This window comes from Agrobacterium sp. O3.4 (assembly GCF_041414895.1).
Classification (GTDB): Bacteria; Pseudomonadota; Alphaproteobacteria; order Rhizobiales; family Rhizobiaceae; genus Agrobacterium; species Agrobacterium cucumeris.
Map to the genome: position 1 here is coordinate 863,194 of NZ_JALPZP010000002.1, position 16,967 is coordinate 880,160.

A 16,967-nucleotide genomic window follows, 5' to 3' on the forward strand; every position below is an offset into this window, starting at 1 on the left:
AAGTTTTTGATAAAATCTAAAAGTTCAAAAGAGAATGAGAAATTTCAGGACAAAAAAATCGTGGTCCGGATATACGATCCGGACCACGATCATTTTAGGCAATGGCGCTGCTAATGCAAATTCTCTTTGAGAGAATTATGCGGTGAACCAGCCGCTGCCGGTAAGGTGAACACCTGAAACGATGATTTTTTCACCCTTGTGCGCGCCGTCCACATTGTAGTCGAGGACGGTGTCGTCGCCGAAGTTCGACAGCGTCCAGTCCGAGATTGTCGTGCCAACCAGCTTGAGCTTGTCCACGCTGGCGTTGAAGCCACTGATGGAGTCGGTCGCAAGGCTCTTGGCCATGTCGCCGAGATTGAACACGAAAGTATCGGCACCGCCGCTGGCGATGATGTGATCGATGCCCTTGCCGCCGGTTACCAGCGACGAAGCGAGCTTGACGCCGCTAAGATCAATCGTGTCGTTGCCGTCACCAGCGTTGATCGTGACAGAGGTTGCGCTACCGTCGGTGATGCCCTTGCCGCCGTTTACGACATTGGTGCCGGCAGCAACGCCGCCTGCGCCCGCCGAAGACAGATCATTAAGGGCCGAGCCCGCCTTGACGATGATGGTGTCGTTGCCGGCACCGGTGTCGATGTTGAAGGCGTTTACCCAGGCTTTGTCGTTCGACAGAAGTGAGAGGGTGACCGTGTCATTGCCCGAGCCGGTGGAGATATTACCACGCTTGGCATTGAGAACTTCAACGTTGGAAGCGGTGGTGCCGCCAAGGTGAACGTCAACCTGCACGAAATCCTTGAACGAAAGGTTTTCTGCGGAGTCGGACTTGGCGAGAACGTTTTTCACCGAGTTCCATGCCGACGTCACGTCGAAATTGAAGCTGTTGGTGCTGGCGTCGTATCCAACATCGACCTTGCCGCCCACGCTGCTGCCGGGAACCGAAACGGCGCCGACATCAACGACGCCGGAATTGAGCGAGGAGCCGTTCTTGGTCTGCGTCGTCGATTCCGTGAGGAGCTTGTAAGCTTCCTGATCGATGAGATTGGTGAGCGACGAAACCGTCGAAGCGCCGCCATTACCGAAAGTGACAGTTAATGCCATGTTACTCTCCTATAAATTTTTGAGACTGAAATGAATTGAAATTTACTCTAAACTTAGCAATGCCTACGATATTTAATCCATAAAAAATAATAAAACAAGAGACTAATTTACGCTTATTTTTAACTATACTGAGTATCGACCCGCATATTTTGTGAATGTTTTCATTTGGATAACATGCAGCAAAAAGAAGCTTATTCCTGTATGAACGTTTTATTAAGCCGGTCCTGAAACGGTTTCACGAAATAGGACAGAACGCTTCTCTCACTCGTCTGTATGAAGACTTCCGCCGGCATTCCCGGGTATAGTTTTCCGCCCGGAAGATGATGCATCCCGATCTTATCCGGTTTGATCCGCAGGGTGTAAAAGGAGGCTCCGGTTCGGGAATCCATCTGTAGATCGGGAGCGACGATGGCGACTTCGGCAACGATATCAGGTGTCGTGCTCTGGTTGAAGGCCGTGAACCGGATGGTGACCGGCTGGCCGACGTAAATCTGGTCAATGTCTCGCGGAAGTATGTCCGCTTCGATTGCAAGGTCGTCTTTCTCCGGCACCACCAGCATCAGCACTTCACCCGGCTGAATGACGCCGTTTATATTGTGCACGGAAAGCTGATAGACACGCCCGGCGATCGGTGAGCGAATATCAAGGCGATCCAGCTGATCGCGGGTTGCGGCAAGCCGTTCTTCGTATTCGGCGACCGTTGCCTCGACCGATGTCAGGTCTTTGGTAACTTCGGACTTGCGGTCTTCGTCGAGCTGCAGCAACTGCAGGTCCATTTCACTCATCTTGCCCACCGTCTGGGCGCGGGCCGCCATATATTGGCCCTGCTGGCCTTCGAGGTTGGACAGCTGCCGCTTCAAGAGATTGAGCCGCTGAAGCGTGACGAGCCCCTTGCTGTAAAGTTCCTGCGTCTTGGAAACATCCTCCTTGACGATGGCAAGCTCGTTTTCTGTTGCCTCAACCTGAACGCCCATGCCTCGCGCCTCATCAAGAAGTTGCTCCTTGCGCGTTGCCAGCTGTTTTTTCATGCCGGTCAGCGCGCTGAGGCGGCTGTTAAAAAGCCCCTGTTCGCTGTCGATGAATGTCCTGGCGGATTTCGGATTGGTCAATTCCACCAGATCTTCCGGCACGGTGAAAGACGAGGCCTCGGTAATCTCGGCGCGCAGCCGGGCACGGCGCGAATAAAGTTGCGCGAGCGTGTTCTCAACGATGGATAAATTGGCCTGAACGATCGTGTCGCTCAGCCGCAGCAAAATCTGCCCTGCATCGACCCTGTCGCCTTCGGCGACCCTGATCTCGCTGACAATTCCGCCGGAAAGGTGCTGGATTTTCTTGGAGTTGCCTTCGACGACGACCCGTCCCGTGGCGACGACTGCGCCGGCAAGCTTTGCCATGGCTGCCCAGCCGCCCAATCCGACGAGCAGGCCGATGGCGAGAACCATTACTGCGGCGGAATGCTTTAGAAGAGACGCATTCGTGACGCCGGCTTTTTCCTGCTCAACCATTTTCGCCCACCCGGTTTTCGATCTTGCGCGTTTCTTCCTCCGCTGCCGGTACCTGATGCAGGTTTTGCCGCAGGATTTGCGCCAGCACTTCTTCCTTGGTGCCGAAGCGCAGCATCCGGCCGCCGCTCATGACCATCACGAGATTGACGCTTTCGATGGCGCTGGGACGATGGGCGATGACGACAACGATGCCGCCCCGCGCCCTGATGTCGCCGATTGCATTGCGCAGCGCCATCTCGCCTTCGCTGTCCAGATTGGAGTTTGGCTCATCCAGAATCACAAAAAACGGTTCGCCGAAAAGCGCGCGGGCAAGGCCGATGCGCTGCTTCTGCCCGCCCGATAAGGCCTCGCCACGATCGCCGATATAGGTGTCGTAACCGCTGGGCAGGCTCAGGATCAGGTCATGAACCTGAGCCGCCTTGGCCGCCGCAACGATTGCTTCCGCTGTCGCATCACGGTCAAATCGCGCGATATTCTGCGCGACGGTTCCCGCCATCAACTCCACCTGCTGGGGCATGTAACCGATGGATTTGCCGAGAACCTCGAAATCCCATTGGTTCAACGCTGCGCCATCGAAGCGCACGGAACCGCGCTCATAGGGCCAGATCCCCGTCATCAGGCGCGCCAGCGTTGATTTTCCGGACGCGCTTGGACCAATGATACCGAGCCCGTCGCCAGCATTCAGCGTAAAGGAAATATCGGCAACCGTATCGCGCGCAGCACTCGGCGGCCCACCCGTCACACGATCGACGGCAACGGTATATTGCGGCCGCGGCAGGGAAAGTGGCGGTGGCGGCTCAGGCACCAGTTCAAGAAATTCGTTGATGCGCTTCCAGCCCTGTCGTGCCGTCATGAAACTGCGCCAGTTGGCTATTGCATGTTCGACGGGGCCAAGCGCCTTTGCCGAAAGGATCGAGCCTGCGATGATGCTGCCCGCCGATGCATTGCCATCGATGACCAGCACGGCGCCGATTGCCATGACGCCGGATTGCAGCAGCAGGCGGAATGTGCGCGATATCGCGCCAAGCATGCCCGCCGTATCGGAGGTCGAAAGGGTGACGGCACGATATTGAGAATGCAGATCGCTCCACATCGAGGTCACCGCACCCATCATGCCCATTGTTTTGATGGATTCAATATTGCGCTGACTGTTGCCCACGAGCGTGTTTCTCTGCCCACGCGCGGCATAAGCCTGTTTGGTGGCCTTTTCAGTGAGCCAATTGGTCAAAAGCGTCAAAATGACGAGAATGACGGCGCCGCCAAGCACGGCAAAGCCGATCCACGGGTGCAGGGCAAAACAGATCAGCAGATAGATGGGGAGCCAGGGAATATCGAAAAATGCTCCGGGGCCCGGACCGGACAAAAACTGACGTATCTGATCGAGATCGCCGACGATCTGCAAGCCATCGATCTTGGCGGAGGCAAAAAGAGGAGCGCCGATCGATGCCCTGAAAAGCTTCTGATTGAGCGCGTCGTCGATGGTATCGGCGATACGCGCCAATATCCGGCTGCGCAAAACATCAAAGCCCATCAGAAAGGCGTAAAGAATGATGAGGAGAACGACCAGCGCGACAAGCGAAGGGATGCTCTTGCTGGGCAAAATGCGATCGTAAACCTCCAGCATGAAGAGCGAGCCGGAAAGATTAAGAATATTCATCAGCGCACTGGCAAGGCCGACAGCGAAAAAAGCGCGCCTATTTTTTGTTAAAAAAGAATTAAATAAAAACATATCAACACCTAAAACTGCGCGAAAATCGCACAATAAATAAAATTAGGCAATGCTGTTTGAGAATGAACTGGGTAAACCGATTAAAGCATCTTAGGTTTAGTGCTGCGGTGGCAACCTGCAACAATAAATCCGGCTAATAATTAGGGCTGGCCTTTGTGTATGCATCCTCGATATTTAAATGCTTCGCGCTGAGGCGAGATCGCTGATCTGGATCTACTTCGGCGCGGTCATTAACAGGCGTGCCGCCAGCGGTTTAGCATTATCGATCGACACGGCTCGGTCTTCAGCCGCGCAACGGGTCGTTGACGTTCAGGCCCGTTCCGCCAGTGCAAAATTCACGGTATCGGCAAATTCCCGCAGGAAACGTTCCCGTGAGAAGCGGGCGGCATTGTCGATGCAGGCGTTCTTGTCGAAGCGCTCGGAATTATCGACGAATTCCTGCACGGCGGCACAGATCGCTTCCGGTGTCTGTTCGCCGAAATAGAGGCCCGTCGGCTGGTTTGAAGCGCCGAGCGGGATGACCGTTTCAAGCACGCCGCCTCTGCCATAAGCGATGACCGGTGTTCCCAGCGCCTGCGATTCCACCGGCACGATGCCGAAGTCATCTTCTGCCGCAAAAACGAAGGCCCTGGCTTCCGCCATGTATTTATGAAGCTCCTCATTGCCGACGAAGCCAAGGATCTCAACGTTGGGCGCGGCGATGTCGCGAATTCGTTTCATGTCGGGTCCGTCGCCGATGACGACGAGGCGCTTTTCGGGCATCTTCGCAAAGGCTTCGACGATCAGGTGCACTTTCTTATAGGGCACTAGCCGCGACGCGGTAACGAAATAGTCGCCTTTCCATTCGGAAGGAGACAGATGCGAGGTGTCCACCGGCGGATAGATCACCGTTGAATCGCGCCCGTAACATTTGCGCACCCGGTTGCGAATGAATTTGGAATTGACCGTCATCAGGTCAACGCCGTTGGCGGTGCGTATATCCCACATGCGAATATAATGCAGGATGGCGCGCGCAATCCATGAGGCGAAGCCGCGATTGAGTTTTGTTTCTTTCAGATATTGGTGCTGGAGATCCCAGGCATAACGGATGGGGCTGTGGATATAGGAGACGTGAAACTGGCCCGGACCGGTGATGACACCCTTGGCGACGGCATAGCTTGAGGAGATCACCAGATCGTAACCGCTGAGATCAAATTGTTCGATGGCAAGCGGCATCAACGGCAGATAGGAACGGTATTTCTTTCGGGCGAAGGGCAATTTCTGGATGAAAGAGGTGTTGACGGGCCGCCCGCCGAGGAAGCCCCGGTCGCGCTCGCTCATGAAATCGACAAGGCAATAAAGATCCGCGTGAGGATAGATTTCGAGAAGGTTGTGAAGCACCTTTTCAGCCCCACCTCGGTCGGTGAGCCAGTCATGGACGATTGCCGTCTTCATAATTTCCTCAATAATTTCAACGTAATAAAAATTTATAATCCGCCTTCGAAAAAACTCGGCGGTATAGAATGGCCTGCTTGTCTCCAGTCCTGAAAAAGCGGCTGCCGGAGACGGAATGATATAAAAATAATAGGAATGCTAAGCGATGTCGGTCGAAAACTGGTCTTGGTTCGATCTTCAATAGCAGTTTGTTCGCAAATGCGAAATATCCCGACCTGTTAATTCTCTTCTGTCTCGCCCGGAAGACGTGGCCGTCATTCCCAAAAGCTTGCTTTTAACGCTGGCAAAGATTTCCTGCTGGTTCCTCAACCCATGAATTCCGAGATCTCGCCACGAGGTCATTGACAAGGCGTCTTATCGGGATATTCTGTTATAAAGATGCATATAACATAATAATGGAACATCGAGTTGATAAAAAAAGCTGGGAGCTTCAACATGAGACGTAAAATTGCATTTCTCGCCACCGCCGCGCTGTTGCTGGCGCCGGGTGTGATGATGGCCGCGGAGAAGGGTGGCGTCATCAACGTCGCGACGATCGGCGAGCCGCCGACACTCGATCCCATGGCCTCGACCGCCGATCTGGTCGGCATCGTCACGCAGCATATTTTCGAAACGCTTTACACCTTCGACAAGGGCTGGAAGGTGACGCCGCTTCTGGCCGAAAGTCTGCCGGAAATCAGTGCGGATGGCAAAACTTACACGATCAAGCTCAGGCAGGGTATCAAGTTCCATGATGGCAGCGACATGACCTCGGAAGATGTCGTCGCCTCGCTCGGCCGCTGGATGAAGATCGCCTCACGCGGCAAGCAGGCCGCCGGTTTCATCGACAATATTTCCGCGCCCGATGCCGGAACGGTGACGATCACCCTCAAGCAGGCCTATGCGCCGCTGACCTCGCTTCTGGCTTTCAACAACTCCGCCGCCATCATTCTGCCGGCTGAAAAACAGGCGGAGCCGATGGCCGAATTTGTCGGCACCGGTCCTTATATGCTGAAGGAACGCAAGGCGGACCAATATATCCAGCTCGTGCGTTTCGATGGCTACAAATCCCGTGACGGCGAGAGCGACGGTTATGGCGGTGCACGCCATCAGTATCTCGATGAAATCCGCTTCGTCCCGGTGCCTGATCCGAATACCCGCGTCGAAGCCGCTGTTTCCGGACAATATGACTATGTCGATTCCATTCCGGTGGAATCCTTCGACAAGGTGAAGTCCTCGTCGGCCTCGCAGCCGATGATGCTGAAACCATTCGGTTTCCCGGTCTTCGTGTTCAACACCAAGGAGGGGCTTGCTTCCAAGCTCGAGGTCCGCAAGGCCGTGACCGAAGCTCTGAACATGGAAGACATGCTCGCAGCCGCTTTCGGCAGCACGGATTTCTACGCTCTGGACGGTGCCTATTACCCCGACAATTTTTCCTGGCACACGGAAGAGGGTGTCGAGGGCAATTATAATGTCGGCAACCCGGAAGCCGCCGCCGAAAAGCTGAAGGCAGCCGGTTATAATGGCGAGCCACTGCGCATCCTCACCAGCCGCCAATATGAGTTCCATTACAAGATGGCGCAGGTGGCGGCGGAATATCTGAAACTTGCCGGTTTCAAGGTGGATATGCAGGTGGTGGACTGGGCGACGCTGACGCAGCGCCGCGCCGATCCGAAGCTTTGGGACATCTATATCAGCCACAGCCCCTTCCTGCCGGAACCGGCGCTGATGGGAGCTCTGTCCACCAGCTCACCGGGCTGGTGGGATACGCCGGCACGCAAGGCGGCAGTTGACGCCTTCACGTCGGAAGCCGATCCGGAAAAACGCCTCGCGCTTTGGGCCAACGTGCAGAAGACGATCTATGCCGAGCTGCCGCTCATCAAGATCGGTGACTTCAATGCCGCAGCGGCCAAGTCCAACAAGCTTGATGGTGTCGACCCGGCTCCGTGGCCGTATTTCTGGAACGCTTCGGTCACGAAATAGGATCAGCTTGGTCTCGGGGTGCTGGGTGCTACGGCCGCACCCCGTCATCCCGGCCTTGAGCCGGGATCCAGCGCGATCAAGTCCTTGATCGCAAGGGATTCTTTTACCACGCCGACGCGTGGTAGCTGGATGCCGGATCAAGTCCGGCATGACGGAAGTAAGCGTTTTTCCCGACCCTGAGTGCCGGAGGTGTCGGCATTCATCTTTAACTCAGTTCAACCGTCGCCTGGTCGCGGCCTATCACCCGCTTCGGAGCCTTGATACGTGATACGGTATATTTTCCAAAGACTTGCGGGAATGATCGTGGTGATGTTCCTCGTCGTCACCATCGTTTTCGTCATCCTGCGCGTCACCCCGGGAGACCCGGCTGCCGTGATGCTGGGGCCGGATGCCTCGGCGCAGGATATTGCCGAGCTGCGCACCCGGCTCGGTCTCGATCAGTCGCTTGGCGTGCAATATGTCTATTATATCGGCCAGTTGCTGAAGGGCGATCTCGGCCAGTCGATCTTCCTCAACATGCCGGTTGGATCGGCACTGCTGGACCGGGCGGAGCCGACTTTCTTCCTGACAATCTTTTCGCTGCTGATTGCCAGCGTCATCGCGCTGCCCATCGGCATCTACGCCGCTTACCGGCGTGGTTCCTTCGTGGATCAGGCAGCCACCACCATTGCAATGCTGGCGGCGAGCATTCCGAGCTTCTGGCTCGGCCTCATCCTCATGCAGGTCTTTGCCGTGCGGCTCGATCTGTTTCCGGTTTCGGGTTATGGCGGGCCGGGTGCCAGCTTCTTGCAGCGCATGTATCACCTGACCTTGCCGGCCATCGCGCTCGGCCTCGTTTCCTCCGCGCTCATTCTGCGCTTCACCCGCGCCTCGATGCTGGATGTTCTCGGTGACGATTATGTCCGCACCGCCAGAGCCAAGGGCGTCAAGGAGCGCCGGGTGGTGATGAAACATGCGCTGAAGAATGCGCTCATTCCCATTCTCACCGTGCTTGGCCTCACCGCCGCCGTGCTGATTTCCGGTGCAGTGGTAACGGAAACCGTCTTCGGCCTGCCGGGCGTCGGCAATCTTGTCGTCTCAGCCGTGCTGCGGCGGGATTATCCGGTCATTCAGGGCGCGCTTCTCATCATCGCCGGGCTTTACGTGCTCATCAATTTTGCAATCGACATGCTTTATCTGCTGGTCGATCCGAGGGTTCGTTACTGATGGCCGATATTGTTTCCACCACCCCGCCGGCGCGCAACCCGACCATCCTGTTCATTCGGCGTCTCCTGAAGCGGAAGACGGTCGCTGCCGGTCTTATCGTTCTCGTCGTCTTCGTGCTGCTTGCCGTTTTCGCGCCGATGATTGCGCCTTATTCGCCGTCGAAACTGTCGATTGTGAACCGCCTGAAGCCGCCGAGCGAAATCTACTGGTTCGGCACCGACGAGTTCGGCCGCGACGTGTTTTCCCGCACCATCTATGCCGGAAGGCTGTCACTTCTGGTCGGGGCCGCCGTGGTGGCGCTTTCGGCGCTGATCGGCATCACGCTCGGCCTGCTTGCCGGTTTCTTCCAGAAGCTGGATACGCCGATTGCGCGCCTGATCGATGCGATGATGGCCTTTCCGGATATTCTGCTGGCGATTGCGCTGGTGGCGGCACTCGGCCCGTCCCTGACGACTGTCATCATCGCGCTTGCAGTCGTTTATTCGCCGCGCCTTGCCCGCATCGTGCGCGCCTCGACGCTGGTGATCCGTGAGTTGCCCTATGTGGAGGCGGCGAAGGCGCTTGGCATTTCCACCTTCCACATCATGACGCGGCATGTGCTGCGCAATCTGGTCTCGCCCATCCTCGTGCAATGCACCTTCCTTTTTGCCAGCGCCATGCTGGCCGAGGCGGGCCTTTCCTTTCTGGGGCTCGGTGTCAGCCCCGAGATACCCACCTGGGGAACCATGATCTCCGCTGGCCGCCAATATATCGGCCAGGCTGACTGGATGACCTATTTCCCCGGCTTTGCCATCATTCTTTCCGTGCTGTCGCTGCAAATGGTCGGCGACGGGCTGCGGGACATGCTCGACCCAAGACTGCGAAGGGATTTGTAATATGTCGTCCGGCGAACAGGCGAAAGCGCCTCTTCAAGCTCCCATTCTTCTCACCAATGTCAAACCTGTCGGTTTCGGAAAGGGGGCGTCCCAGGCCTCGACCGATATTCTGATCGGCGGCGATGGCAAGATCGCCGCGGTAGGCTCTGCCCTGCAGGCGCCTGCGGATGCACAGCGTATCGATGCCAAGGGCGCCTTCATCTCGCCCGGCTGGGTGGATCTGCACGTGCACATCTGGCACGGCGGCACCGATATCTCCATCCGCCCCTCCGAATGCGGGGCGGAACGCGGCGTCACGACGCTGGTGGATGCCGGTTCGGCGGGCGAGGCGAATTTCCACGGTTTCCGCGAATATATCATCGAACCCTCGAGAGAGCGCATCAAGGCCTTTCTCAATCTCGGTTCCATCGGCCTTGTTGCCTGCAACCGGGTGCCGGAACTGCGCGACATCAAGGATATCGACCTAGATCGTATCCTCGAATGTTACGCCGAAAACAGCGAGCATATTGTCGGCCTGAAGGTGCGGGCGAGCCATGTCATCACCGGTTCCTGGGGTGTGACGCCGGTCAAGCTCGGCAAGAAGATCGCCAAGATCCTGAAAGTGCCGATGATGGTGCATGTGGGCGAACCGCCGGCACTCTATGACGAGGTGCTGGAAATCCTCGGCCCCGGTGATGTCGTGACCCATTGCTTCAACGGCAAATCGGGCTCCAGCATCATGGAAGACGAGGACCTGTTCAACCTTGCCGAACGCTGCGCCGGTGAAGGCATCCGGCTGGATATCGGCCATGGCGGCGCCTCCTTCTCCTTCAAGGTGGCGGAAGCGGCGATTGCACGCGGCCTGTTGCCGTTCTCGATCTCGACGGATTTGCATGGCCATTCGATGAATTTCCCGGTCTGGGATCTGGCGACGACCATGTCGAAGCTGCTGTCGGTCGATATGCCGTTCGAAAATGTCGTCGAGGCCGTTACCCGCAATCCGGCCTCCGTCATCCGCCTCGATATGGAAAACCGTCTCGATGTTGGCCAGCGCGCCGACTTCACCATTTTCGATCTCGTGGATTCCGATCTGGAAGCGACCGATTCAAATGGCGATGTGGCGCGCCTGACGCGTCTGTTCGAGCCGCGTTACGCGGTCATCGGCACGGAAGCGATTGCCGCCAGCCGTTATATTCCAAGGGCGCGCAAGCTGGTGCGCCACAGCCATGGTTATTCCTGGCGCTGAACCCGAATGGAATGGCGGGGCACGCTCCGCCTTCCGCAGACATTACGGGATACCCGTCCCGGCATTATGAGGAATTCGCGTGAAACAGTCTTCGCTTGATGCAGAAGGGCACCTTTCGCCCTATGACCGGCTCGCTGCGCTCGGCATCTCCCTGCCGCCGCCGCCGCCGCCAATTGCCAATTTCGTCACCCATGTGGTGGAAGGCAACATGCTTTATCTCTCGGGCCAGGGGCCGCGGGAAGAAAACGGCCATCTCTATGCCGGCAAGGTGGGCGCGGAAATCGGGCTGGAAGAGGCCTATAATCATGCGCGTCTCACCGGCATCAATCTGCTTGCCGTCATGCATGAGGCGCTGGGTGATCTGTCGCGGGTGAAAAAAGTGGTCAAGCTGCTCGGCATGGTCAATGCCGTCAGCGATTTCCGCGATCACCCGAGCGTTATCAATGGCTGCTCCGATCTCTTCATCGATGTGTTCGGCGATGCGGGACAACATGCCCGCTCCGCCGTGGGTTTCGGCTCATTGCCGGGCAACATCACCGTTGAGATCGAAGCCATCGTCGCGCTCAAGGGGTGAGGCCGTTTAATGGTTGCGCCAGCCCATCAGCTTTTCGATCCGTTCTGCCGAGACCCTGACCTGTTCGGTGTAATGGTTTTCATCCGCCAGCACCTTCTGTTCCGGCAGCACGATGGAAATCGTCGCAACGCATTCGCCCCTGTTGTCGCAGATCGGCGAGGCAATGCAGGCGACGGCGTAATCGGATTCGGCGACCTGTATCGACAGGCGGTCATGGAAAGCGGCACCTGCCGATTGCGACAGGGTCTCCGGGTTGATTTCCGCGCGGCCGGTGGGCGAGGTGCGGGCGCAGCGCTTGAACAGTTCGACACGCTCCGCCTCCGGCAAATGACCGACGAGCAGGCGGCCGGAGGCCGTCCAGTTCAGGGGAACACGGGTGCCGACGCGCGACGCGACCTGAAAATGGCTTGGACCATCGGCCATGGCCAGAACAAGCATATGGTCGCCATCGCGGCCGCAAAGCTGCACGGTCTCGCCCGCATGGCGGCACAGATCGTGCATTTCGTGGGTAGCGACACCCATGAAATCCAGCGAGCGGGCATAAGCAAGGCCATAATGGTAAAGCCGCGCGCCGAGCCAGATATTGCCATCGGCATTGCGCGCCAGCATGTTCTTTTCGACGAGATCGTCGATGATCACATAGACGGTGGAAAGCGGCGCCTTGATCGCCTTGGCAATCGCGTAAGCGCCGGCTGGCGATCCGGTTTCGTAAAGGTAATCAATAACCTGAAGCGCGCGGTCGATGCCGCTGACGCGCGAGCGCTTGGCCGTCTTCGCGTCCGGATTTTCCTCCGTGGGAGACACGGCGGTTGAAGGCATTTCGTCCAGTCTATGGGCGTCCAATTTTGGCTCCTCATGGTTTTGAGAAGCTATTACATTATTATGGCATATATGTCGATGCCTATCGCATCGCAAAGACAGGAGAAAGACATGACCGAGGATATCAGAAGCAGGATCGGCCTTCGCCCGGTCATCAACGTCTCGGGCACCATGACCTCGCTCGGCGCGTCGATTGTCGTTCCCGAGGCCGTGCAGGCCATGGCGGCCATCCTGCCGCAATTCGTCGAGATCAATGATCTGCAACGCAAGGCTAGCGCGATCATTGCAAGACTGACGGGCGGCGAGGCTGGTTTCGTCACGGCGTCCTGCTCCTCCGGCATCAGCCTTGCTGTAGCAGGCGCCATTACCGGCAATAATCTGCTGGCCATCGAAAAGCTGCCCGATGTCGCGCCTGAGAAGAACGAAGTTCTGGTGCAGATGGGGCATGTGGTGAGCTATGGCGCGCCGGTGGATCAGGCAATCCGCCTCGGTGGCGGCAAGGTGGTGCTGATCGGGCAGGCGACATCGACCCATCGTTTCCACATGGAAAACGCCATCACCGAAAAGACGGCGGCGGCGGTCTATGTCGTCTCGCACCATGTGGTGAATTACGGTCTGCTGCACCTTTCCGAATTCGTCGAGATTGCCCACGCCAAGGGCGTTCCTGTTATCGTCGATGCGGCGTCCGAATATGACCTGGAGCTGTTTCTGGCGACGGGCGCGGATGTTGTCCTCTATTCCGGCCACAAGTTCCTTGGCGGTCCCACTTCCGGCATCGTCGCCGGCAAAAAGGAACTGGTGCGCAATGCTTTCCTCCAGAATATGGGCATCGGCCGCGGCATGAAGGTCGGCAAGGAAAGCATTTATGGCGTCATGGCGGCGCTGGAAGCCTGGGAAAAGCGTGACCATGACGGCATCCGCGAGCGTGAAACCGGCTATCTCAACCTCTGGAAAAAGACGCTGGATGGACGCCCCGGCGTGACGGCGCTGATCGAGCCCGACCCGACCAATAACCCGCTCGACCGGCTTCGCGTCATCATCGATGCCGAAGAAGCCCATATCACCGCATGGGACCTTACGACGGCGCTGGCCAAGGGCAATCCGCCGATCATTGCCCGCGATCATGAGGTTGAACACCGCTATTTCTATCTCGACCCCTGCAACCTGCATCCCGGCCAGGAAACCATCGTGGCTTCCCGCCTGGCGGAAGAGCTGGATAAGGCGCGCGCCTCCAACGAGGTGATTGCCACGCCGTTCGAAGACCGCAGCCGCCACCGTTTCGACGGCATGCTGCGCTGGCCGGACTAATAACGACTGCATATGGAACGAGCGGGTGCCGCGAGCTTCTTCTCCCCGCCGGGGAGAAGGTCGCGGCAGCGGGATGAGGGGGCAAGGGTGCGGTCCATCGCTGACGTTGCCCCCTCATCCGACCCTTCGGGCCACCTTCTCCCCCTCGGGGAGAAGAAACCCGCGGTAACTGCCCGCCCAAGCATTGCAACCAGAATAAAGAAAAGGGAACGATCATGACCATGCCGCAGGCAGCACCGCTTAGTGCCGAAGATGCCGTGCTTTCCGTCCGCAATCTCACCACGTCCTTTCACGTGGATGGCGGCTGGAAACCCGTGGTGCGTGATATTTCCTTTGATGTCGGGCCGGGCGAGACGGTTGCGATCGTTGGCGAAAGCGGTTCGGGCAAAAGCGTCACATCGCTTTCCATCATGCGGCTGCTGGATCGGGAAAGCAGCAGGGTGCAGGGTGAAATCCTGCTCGGAGGTCGCAACCTGCTCTCGCTTTCCGAGGATGCCATGCGGCGGGTGCGGGGCAATGAGGTGGCGATGATCTTTCAGGAGCCGATGACCAGCCTCAATCCGCTCTTCACCATCGGCGACCAGATTTCCGAGGCTCTGCTGTGCCATCAACCGATGTCGAAAGCCGATGCGCGGGCAGAGACGATCCGCCTGCTGGAAAAGGTCCGCATACCCTCCGCCGCCTCGCGTTTCGATGAATATCCGCACCGCTTCTCCGGCGGCATGCGCCAGCGCGTGATGATCGCCATGGCGCTTGCGTCCCGGCCGAAGCTCCTGATCGCCGACGAGCCGACGACGGCGCTCGATGTGACCATTCAGGGCCAGATTCTCGACCTCATCAAGACGCTTCAGGAAGAGGAGGGTACCTCCGTCCTGTTCATCACCCATGACATGGGCGTGGTGGCTGAGATTGCCGACCGTACCGTCGTCATGTATCGCGGCGAACAGGTGGAAGTCGGCGCGACGGCGGATATCTTCCACCGCGGCAAACATCCCTATACGCGCGCGCTTTTATCCGCCGTTCCGGTTCTTGGGTCGATGACGGGTGAGGAAAGACCGCTCCGGTTTCCCATCGTCAACACCACCACGGGGGAAACGCAGGAGCCGGCGCGTCCGGCCGATACCGTTGACGCCAGCGCCCAGCCGGTGCTGAAGGTGGAGGGGCTGACCAAGCGTTTCGACATCCACTCCGGCTTGCTGGGACGGCTCAGCGGCCGCGTCCACGCGGTGGAAAACGTGTCCTTCGATCTGAGGGCCGGGGAGACTCTATCGCTGGTAGGCGAAAGCGGCTGCGGCAAGTCGACCACCGGTCGTGCCATCATGCGGCTGATCGAGCCGGATGCCGGTTCGGTGGTGGTCAATGGCGAGAATATTCTCGCCCTCGACAAGATGGGCATGCGCGAAATGCGCAAGACGGTTCAGATGATCTTTCAGGACCCTTTCGCCTCGCTCAACCCGCGCATGACAGTGGGTGCGGCGATTGCCGAACCGTTTCTGGAGCATCGCATGGGCAGCGCCCGCGAAGCGAAGGATGTGGTGGCTGACATGCTGGAAAAGGTCGGCCTCTCGCCCGATATGGCGGCGCGTTACCCGCACGAGTTTTCCGGCGGCCAGCGGCAGCGCATCTGCATTGCCCGCGCGCTGGCGCTGAAGCCAAAGGTCATCGTCGCCGATGAAAGCGTCTCGGCGCTGGATGTCTCGATCAAGGCGCAGGTCATCAACCTGATGCTGGATCTGCAGCAAAGCCTCGATCTTGCCTTCCTGTTCATATCCCATGACATGGCAGTGGTGGAGCGCGTCAGCCACCGGGTGGCGGTGATGTATCTCGGCGAGATCGTCGAAATCGGCCCGCGTGCTGCCGTTTTCGACAATCCGCAGCACGACTATACCCGCAAGCTGATGGCCGCCGTGCCGGTGCCGGACCCGGATCGCCGCAACACAAGGCGCGGTGCTGCCAATGACGAGCTGAAAAGCCCGATCCGCGCCGTCGATTATGTCGTCAAGCCGCGTGAATATCGCGAGGTTTCGCCCGGTCACCTCGTCGCCTGTTAAAACCCCGGTACGTCCGACGTTGCGAAGGGGACGCGATAACCGCGCTTAAAACTTTCCCGCTGTCCAAGCTGGCGATACCACCGCTGTACCGCCGGAAATTCATCGAGATTGATTTTGTGGCGCGCGAAACGCGAGACCCATGGCCAGATGGCGATATCGGCGATGGAAAAATCTCCCGCCACATATTCCCGCCCCGTTAAACGGTCGTTCAATGTCCGATAGAGGCGCTCCACATCCGCGGCAAAACGTGCCTCGGCAAAGGGGGCCTCTCCGGCATTATAAGTCAGGAAATAATGGGCATAACCGAGTGTCGGGCCGAAATTGGCGGCCTGCCACATCAGCCATTCCATGACGATCAGTCGCTCGGTGGCGGAGGCGGGCAGAAGCCGGTCGGCTTTTTCGGCGAGATAGAGGAGGATCGCGTTCGATTCCGTCAGGACGGTGCCGTTGTCATTGTCGATGATTGCCGGAATTTTCGAGCCGGGATTGATGCGGATATAATCGGCCGCGAACTGCTCGCCTTTTTCGATGTCGATGGCGTGGCTGCGATAGGGCAGGCCGAGTTCTTCCAGCGCAACCGAGATTTTGAGGCCGTTGGGCGTGATCCAGGTGTAAAGGTCGATCATGTCAGTCGAACATCGCCTCATCCAGCGGCAAGGCGCGACGGCCTTTCTTGCCCGTCACATCGGAAAGGTCCTTGTAAAGACCACGCAGGGTCAGAACCAGCTGGATAATGCGCGGATCGGTGACACGATAGATCACCGCCTTGCCTTCCCGTGTGCCTTCAATGATACCGGCGTCGCGCAATTCGGCGAGCTGCTGCGAAAGCGTTGGCTGCTGGATACCAAGTTCATATTCCAGTGCGGAAACAGACGCTTCCGTTTCCATGAGGTAACAGACGATGGCCAGACGGTTGGCGTTGGCGACAAGCTTCAAAAGCTCGCTCGCTTCCACCACGCTGCGGCAGATGAGATTGGAAACCGGTTTCGTCACAACTACTGGTCCCTGTTTCAGACTATAAAAAAGTAAATTGTATGCTGATAAATTTCAATGGCTTGATGCAGGTCGTTTTTAGTCGGCTGCAGAATTTTTAAAATCTACAGGATTAGTAGATTTCTCTTTCGCTTTCCGGCTGAGGATCGCCAAAACGTTCCTCGAAGACACTCTATAAAAAAGTAGAT

General features: G+C 57.7%; 14 protein-coding genes. 7 read left to right on the forward strand and 7 right to left on the reverse strand.

The genetic code is table 11. From position 1 onward, the window contains the following. Positions 1 to 135: 135 nt before the first annotated feature. From M0412_RS16690 to M0412_RS16705, 4 genes are all read right to left on the reverse strand, one after another. Entirely contained in the window at positions 136 to 1,098 is a 963-nt protein-coding gene (locus M0412_RS16690) for a rhizobiocin (protein WP_269699441.1), read from the reverse strand. Between the two features lie 191 nt (positions 1,099 to 1,289). Then, on the reverse strand, positions 1,290 to 2,603 hold the full coding sequence (locus M0412_RS16695; protein ID WP_269699442.1) for an HlyD family type I secretion periplasmic adaptor subunit: 1,314 nt from the start codon (positions 2,601 to 2,603) through the stop codon (positions 1,290 to 1,292). Beyond that, positions 2,596 to 4,332, reverse strand: a complete 1,737-nt coding sequence (locus M0412_RS16700; RefSeq protein WP_269699443.1) for a type I secretion system permease/ATPase — start codon at positions 4,330 to 4,332, stop codon at positions 2,596 to 2,598. The genes M0412_RS16695 and M0412_RS16700 overlap by 8 nt, the downstream gene beginning before the upstream one ends. A 309-nt stretch (positions 4,333 to 4,641) precedes the next feature. Continuing rightward, on the reverse strand, positions 4,642 to 5,766 hold the full coding sequence (locus M0412_RS16705) for a glycosyltransferase family 4 protein (protein ID WP_142842732.1): 1,125 nt from the start codon (positions 5,764 to 5,766) through the stop codon (positions 4,642 to 4,644). 435 nt (positions 5,767 to 6,201) lie between these two features. On the opposite strand from M0412_RS16705, the gene M0412_RS16710 reads away from it, so the two are divergent. From M0412_RS16710 to M0412_RS16730, 5 genes are all read left to right on the forward strand, one after another. Further along, entirely contained in the window at positions 6,202 to 7,728 is a 1,527-nt protein-coding gene (locus M0412_RS16710) for an ABC transporter substrate-binding protein (protein ID WP_269699444.1), read from the forward strand. A 264-nt stretch (positions 7,729 to 7,992) separates the two neighbouring features. After that, entirely contained in the window at positions 7,993 to 8,934 is a 942-nt protein-coding gene (locus M0412_RS16715; protein WP_269699445.1) for an ABC transporter permease, read from the forward strand. Beyond that, positions 8,934 to 9,809, forward strand: coding sequence for an ABC transporter permease (locus M0412_RS16720; protein ID WP_065117645.1), 876 nt, complete (start codon positions 8,934 to 8,936; stop codon positions 9,807 to 9,809). Before M0412_RS16715 ends, M0412_RS16720 begins: the two co-directional genes overlap by 1 nt. 1 nt (position 9,810) lies before the next feature. After that, entirely contained in the window at positions 9,811 to 11,034 is a 1,224-nt protein-coding gene (locus M0412_RS16725) for an amidohydrolase/deacetylase family metallohydrolase (protein WP_080819110.1), read from the forward strand. Positions 11,035 to 11,113: 79 nt separating this feature from the next. Continuing rightward, positions 11,114 to 11,608, forward strand: coding sequence for a RidA family protein (locus M0412_RS16730; protein ID WP_020011822.1), 495 nt, complete (start codon positions 11,114 to 11,116; stop codon positions 11,606 to 11,608). 6 nt (positions 11,609 to 11,614) lie between these two features. On the opposite strand, the gene M0412_RS16735 is transcribed toward M0412_RS16730, so the two are convergent. Then, positions 11,615 to 12,451, reverse strand: a complete 837-nt coding sequence (locus M0412_RS16735) for an IclR family transcriptional regulator (RefSeq protein ID WP_065117648.1) — start codon at positions 12,449 to 12,451, stop codon at positions 11,615 to 11,617. An 87-nt stretch (positions 12,452 to 12,538) separates the two neighbouring features. On the opposite strand from M0412_RS16735, the gene M0412_RS16740 reads away from it, so the two are divergent. Further along, on the forward strand, positions 12,539 to 13,735 hold the full coding sequence (locus M0412_RS16740; protein WP_080820943.1) for an aminotransferase class V-fold PLP-dependent enzyme: 1,197 nt from the start codon (positions 12,539 to 12,541) through the stop codon (positions 13,733 to 13,735). Between the two features lie 215 nt (positions 13,736 to 13,950). After that, complete coding sequence (locus tag M0412_RS16745; protein ID WP_269699446.1) at positions 13,951 to 15,786, forward strand: ABC transporter ATP-binding protein; 1,836 nt, start codon at positions 13,951 to 13,953, stop codon at positions 15,784 to 15,786. On the opposite strand, the gene M0412_RS16750 is transcribed toward M0412_RS16745, so the two are convergent. Both M0412_RS16750 and M0412_RS16755 read right to left on the reverse strand, forming a co-directional pair. Beyond that, the gene (locus M0412_RS16750; RefSeq protein ID WP_269699447.1) at positions 15,783 to 16,412 is read right to left on the reverse strand and encodes a glutathione S-transferase family protein; all 630 of its coding nucleotides are present in this window, start codon (positions 16,410 to 16,412) and stop codon (positions 15,783 to 15,785) included. The genes M0412_RS16745 and M0412_RS16750 overlap by 4 nt on opposite strands. Position 16,413: 1 nt before the next feature. Continuing rightward, positions 16,414 to 16,779, reverse strand: a complete 366-nt coding sequence (locus M0412_RS16755; protein WP_065117652.1) for a helix-turn-helix transcriptional regulator — start codon at positions 16,777 to 16,779, stop codon at positions 16,414 to 16,416. Positions 16,780 to 16,967: the final 188 nt, after the last annotated feature.

Bases quoted from the DNA above. Each gene is read 5' to 3' on its own strand.
- M0412_RS16720 (WP_065117645.1), top strand. From the start codon at position 8,934: ATGGCCGATATTGTTTCCACCACCCCGCCGGCGCGCAACCCGACCATC.
- M0412_RS16740 (WP_080820943.1), top strand. From the start codon at position 12,539: ATGACCGAGGATATCAGAAGCAGGATCGGCCTTCGCCCGGTCATCAAC.
- M0412_RS16710 (WP_269699444.1), top strand. From the start codon at position 6,202: ATGAGACGTAAAATTGCATTTCTCGCCACCGCCGCGCTGTTGCTGGCG.
- M0412_RS16725 (WP_080819110.1), top strand. From the start codon at position 9,811: ATGTCGTCCGGCGAACAGGCGAAAGCGCCTCTTCAAGCTCCCATTCTT.
- M0412_RS16700 (WP_269699443.1), bottom strand. From the start codon at position 4,332: ATGTTTTTATTTAATTCTTTTTTAACAAAAAATAGGCGCGCTTTTTTC.
- M0412_RS16690 (WP_269699441.1), bottom strand. From the start codon at position 1,098: ATGGCATTAACTGTCACTTTCGGTAATGGCGGCGCTTCGACGGTTTCG.
- M0412_RS16750 (WP_269699447.1), bottom strand. From the start codon at position 16,412: ATGATCGACCTTTACACCTGGATCACGCCCAACGGCCTCAAAATCTCG.
- M0412_RS16695 (WP_269699442.1), bottom strand. From the start codon at position 2,603: ATGGTTGAGCAGGAAAAAGCCGGCGTCACGAATGCGTCTCTTCTAAAG.
- M0412_RS16745 (WP_269699446.1), top strand. From the start codon at position 13,951: ATGACCATGCCGCAGGCAGCACCGCTTAGTGCCGAAGATGCCGTGCTT.
- M0412_RS16705 (WP_142842732.1), bottom strand. From the start codon at position 5,766: ATGAAGACGGCAATCGTCCATGACTGGCTCACCGACCGAGGTGGGGCT.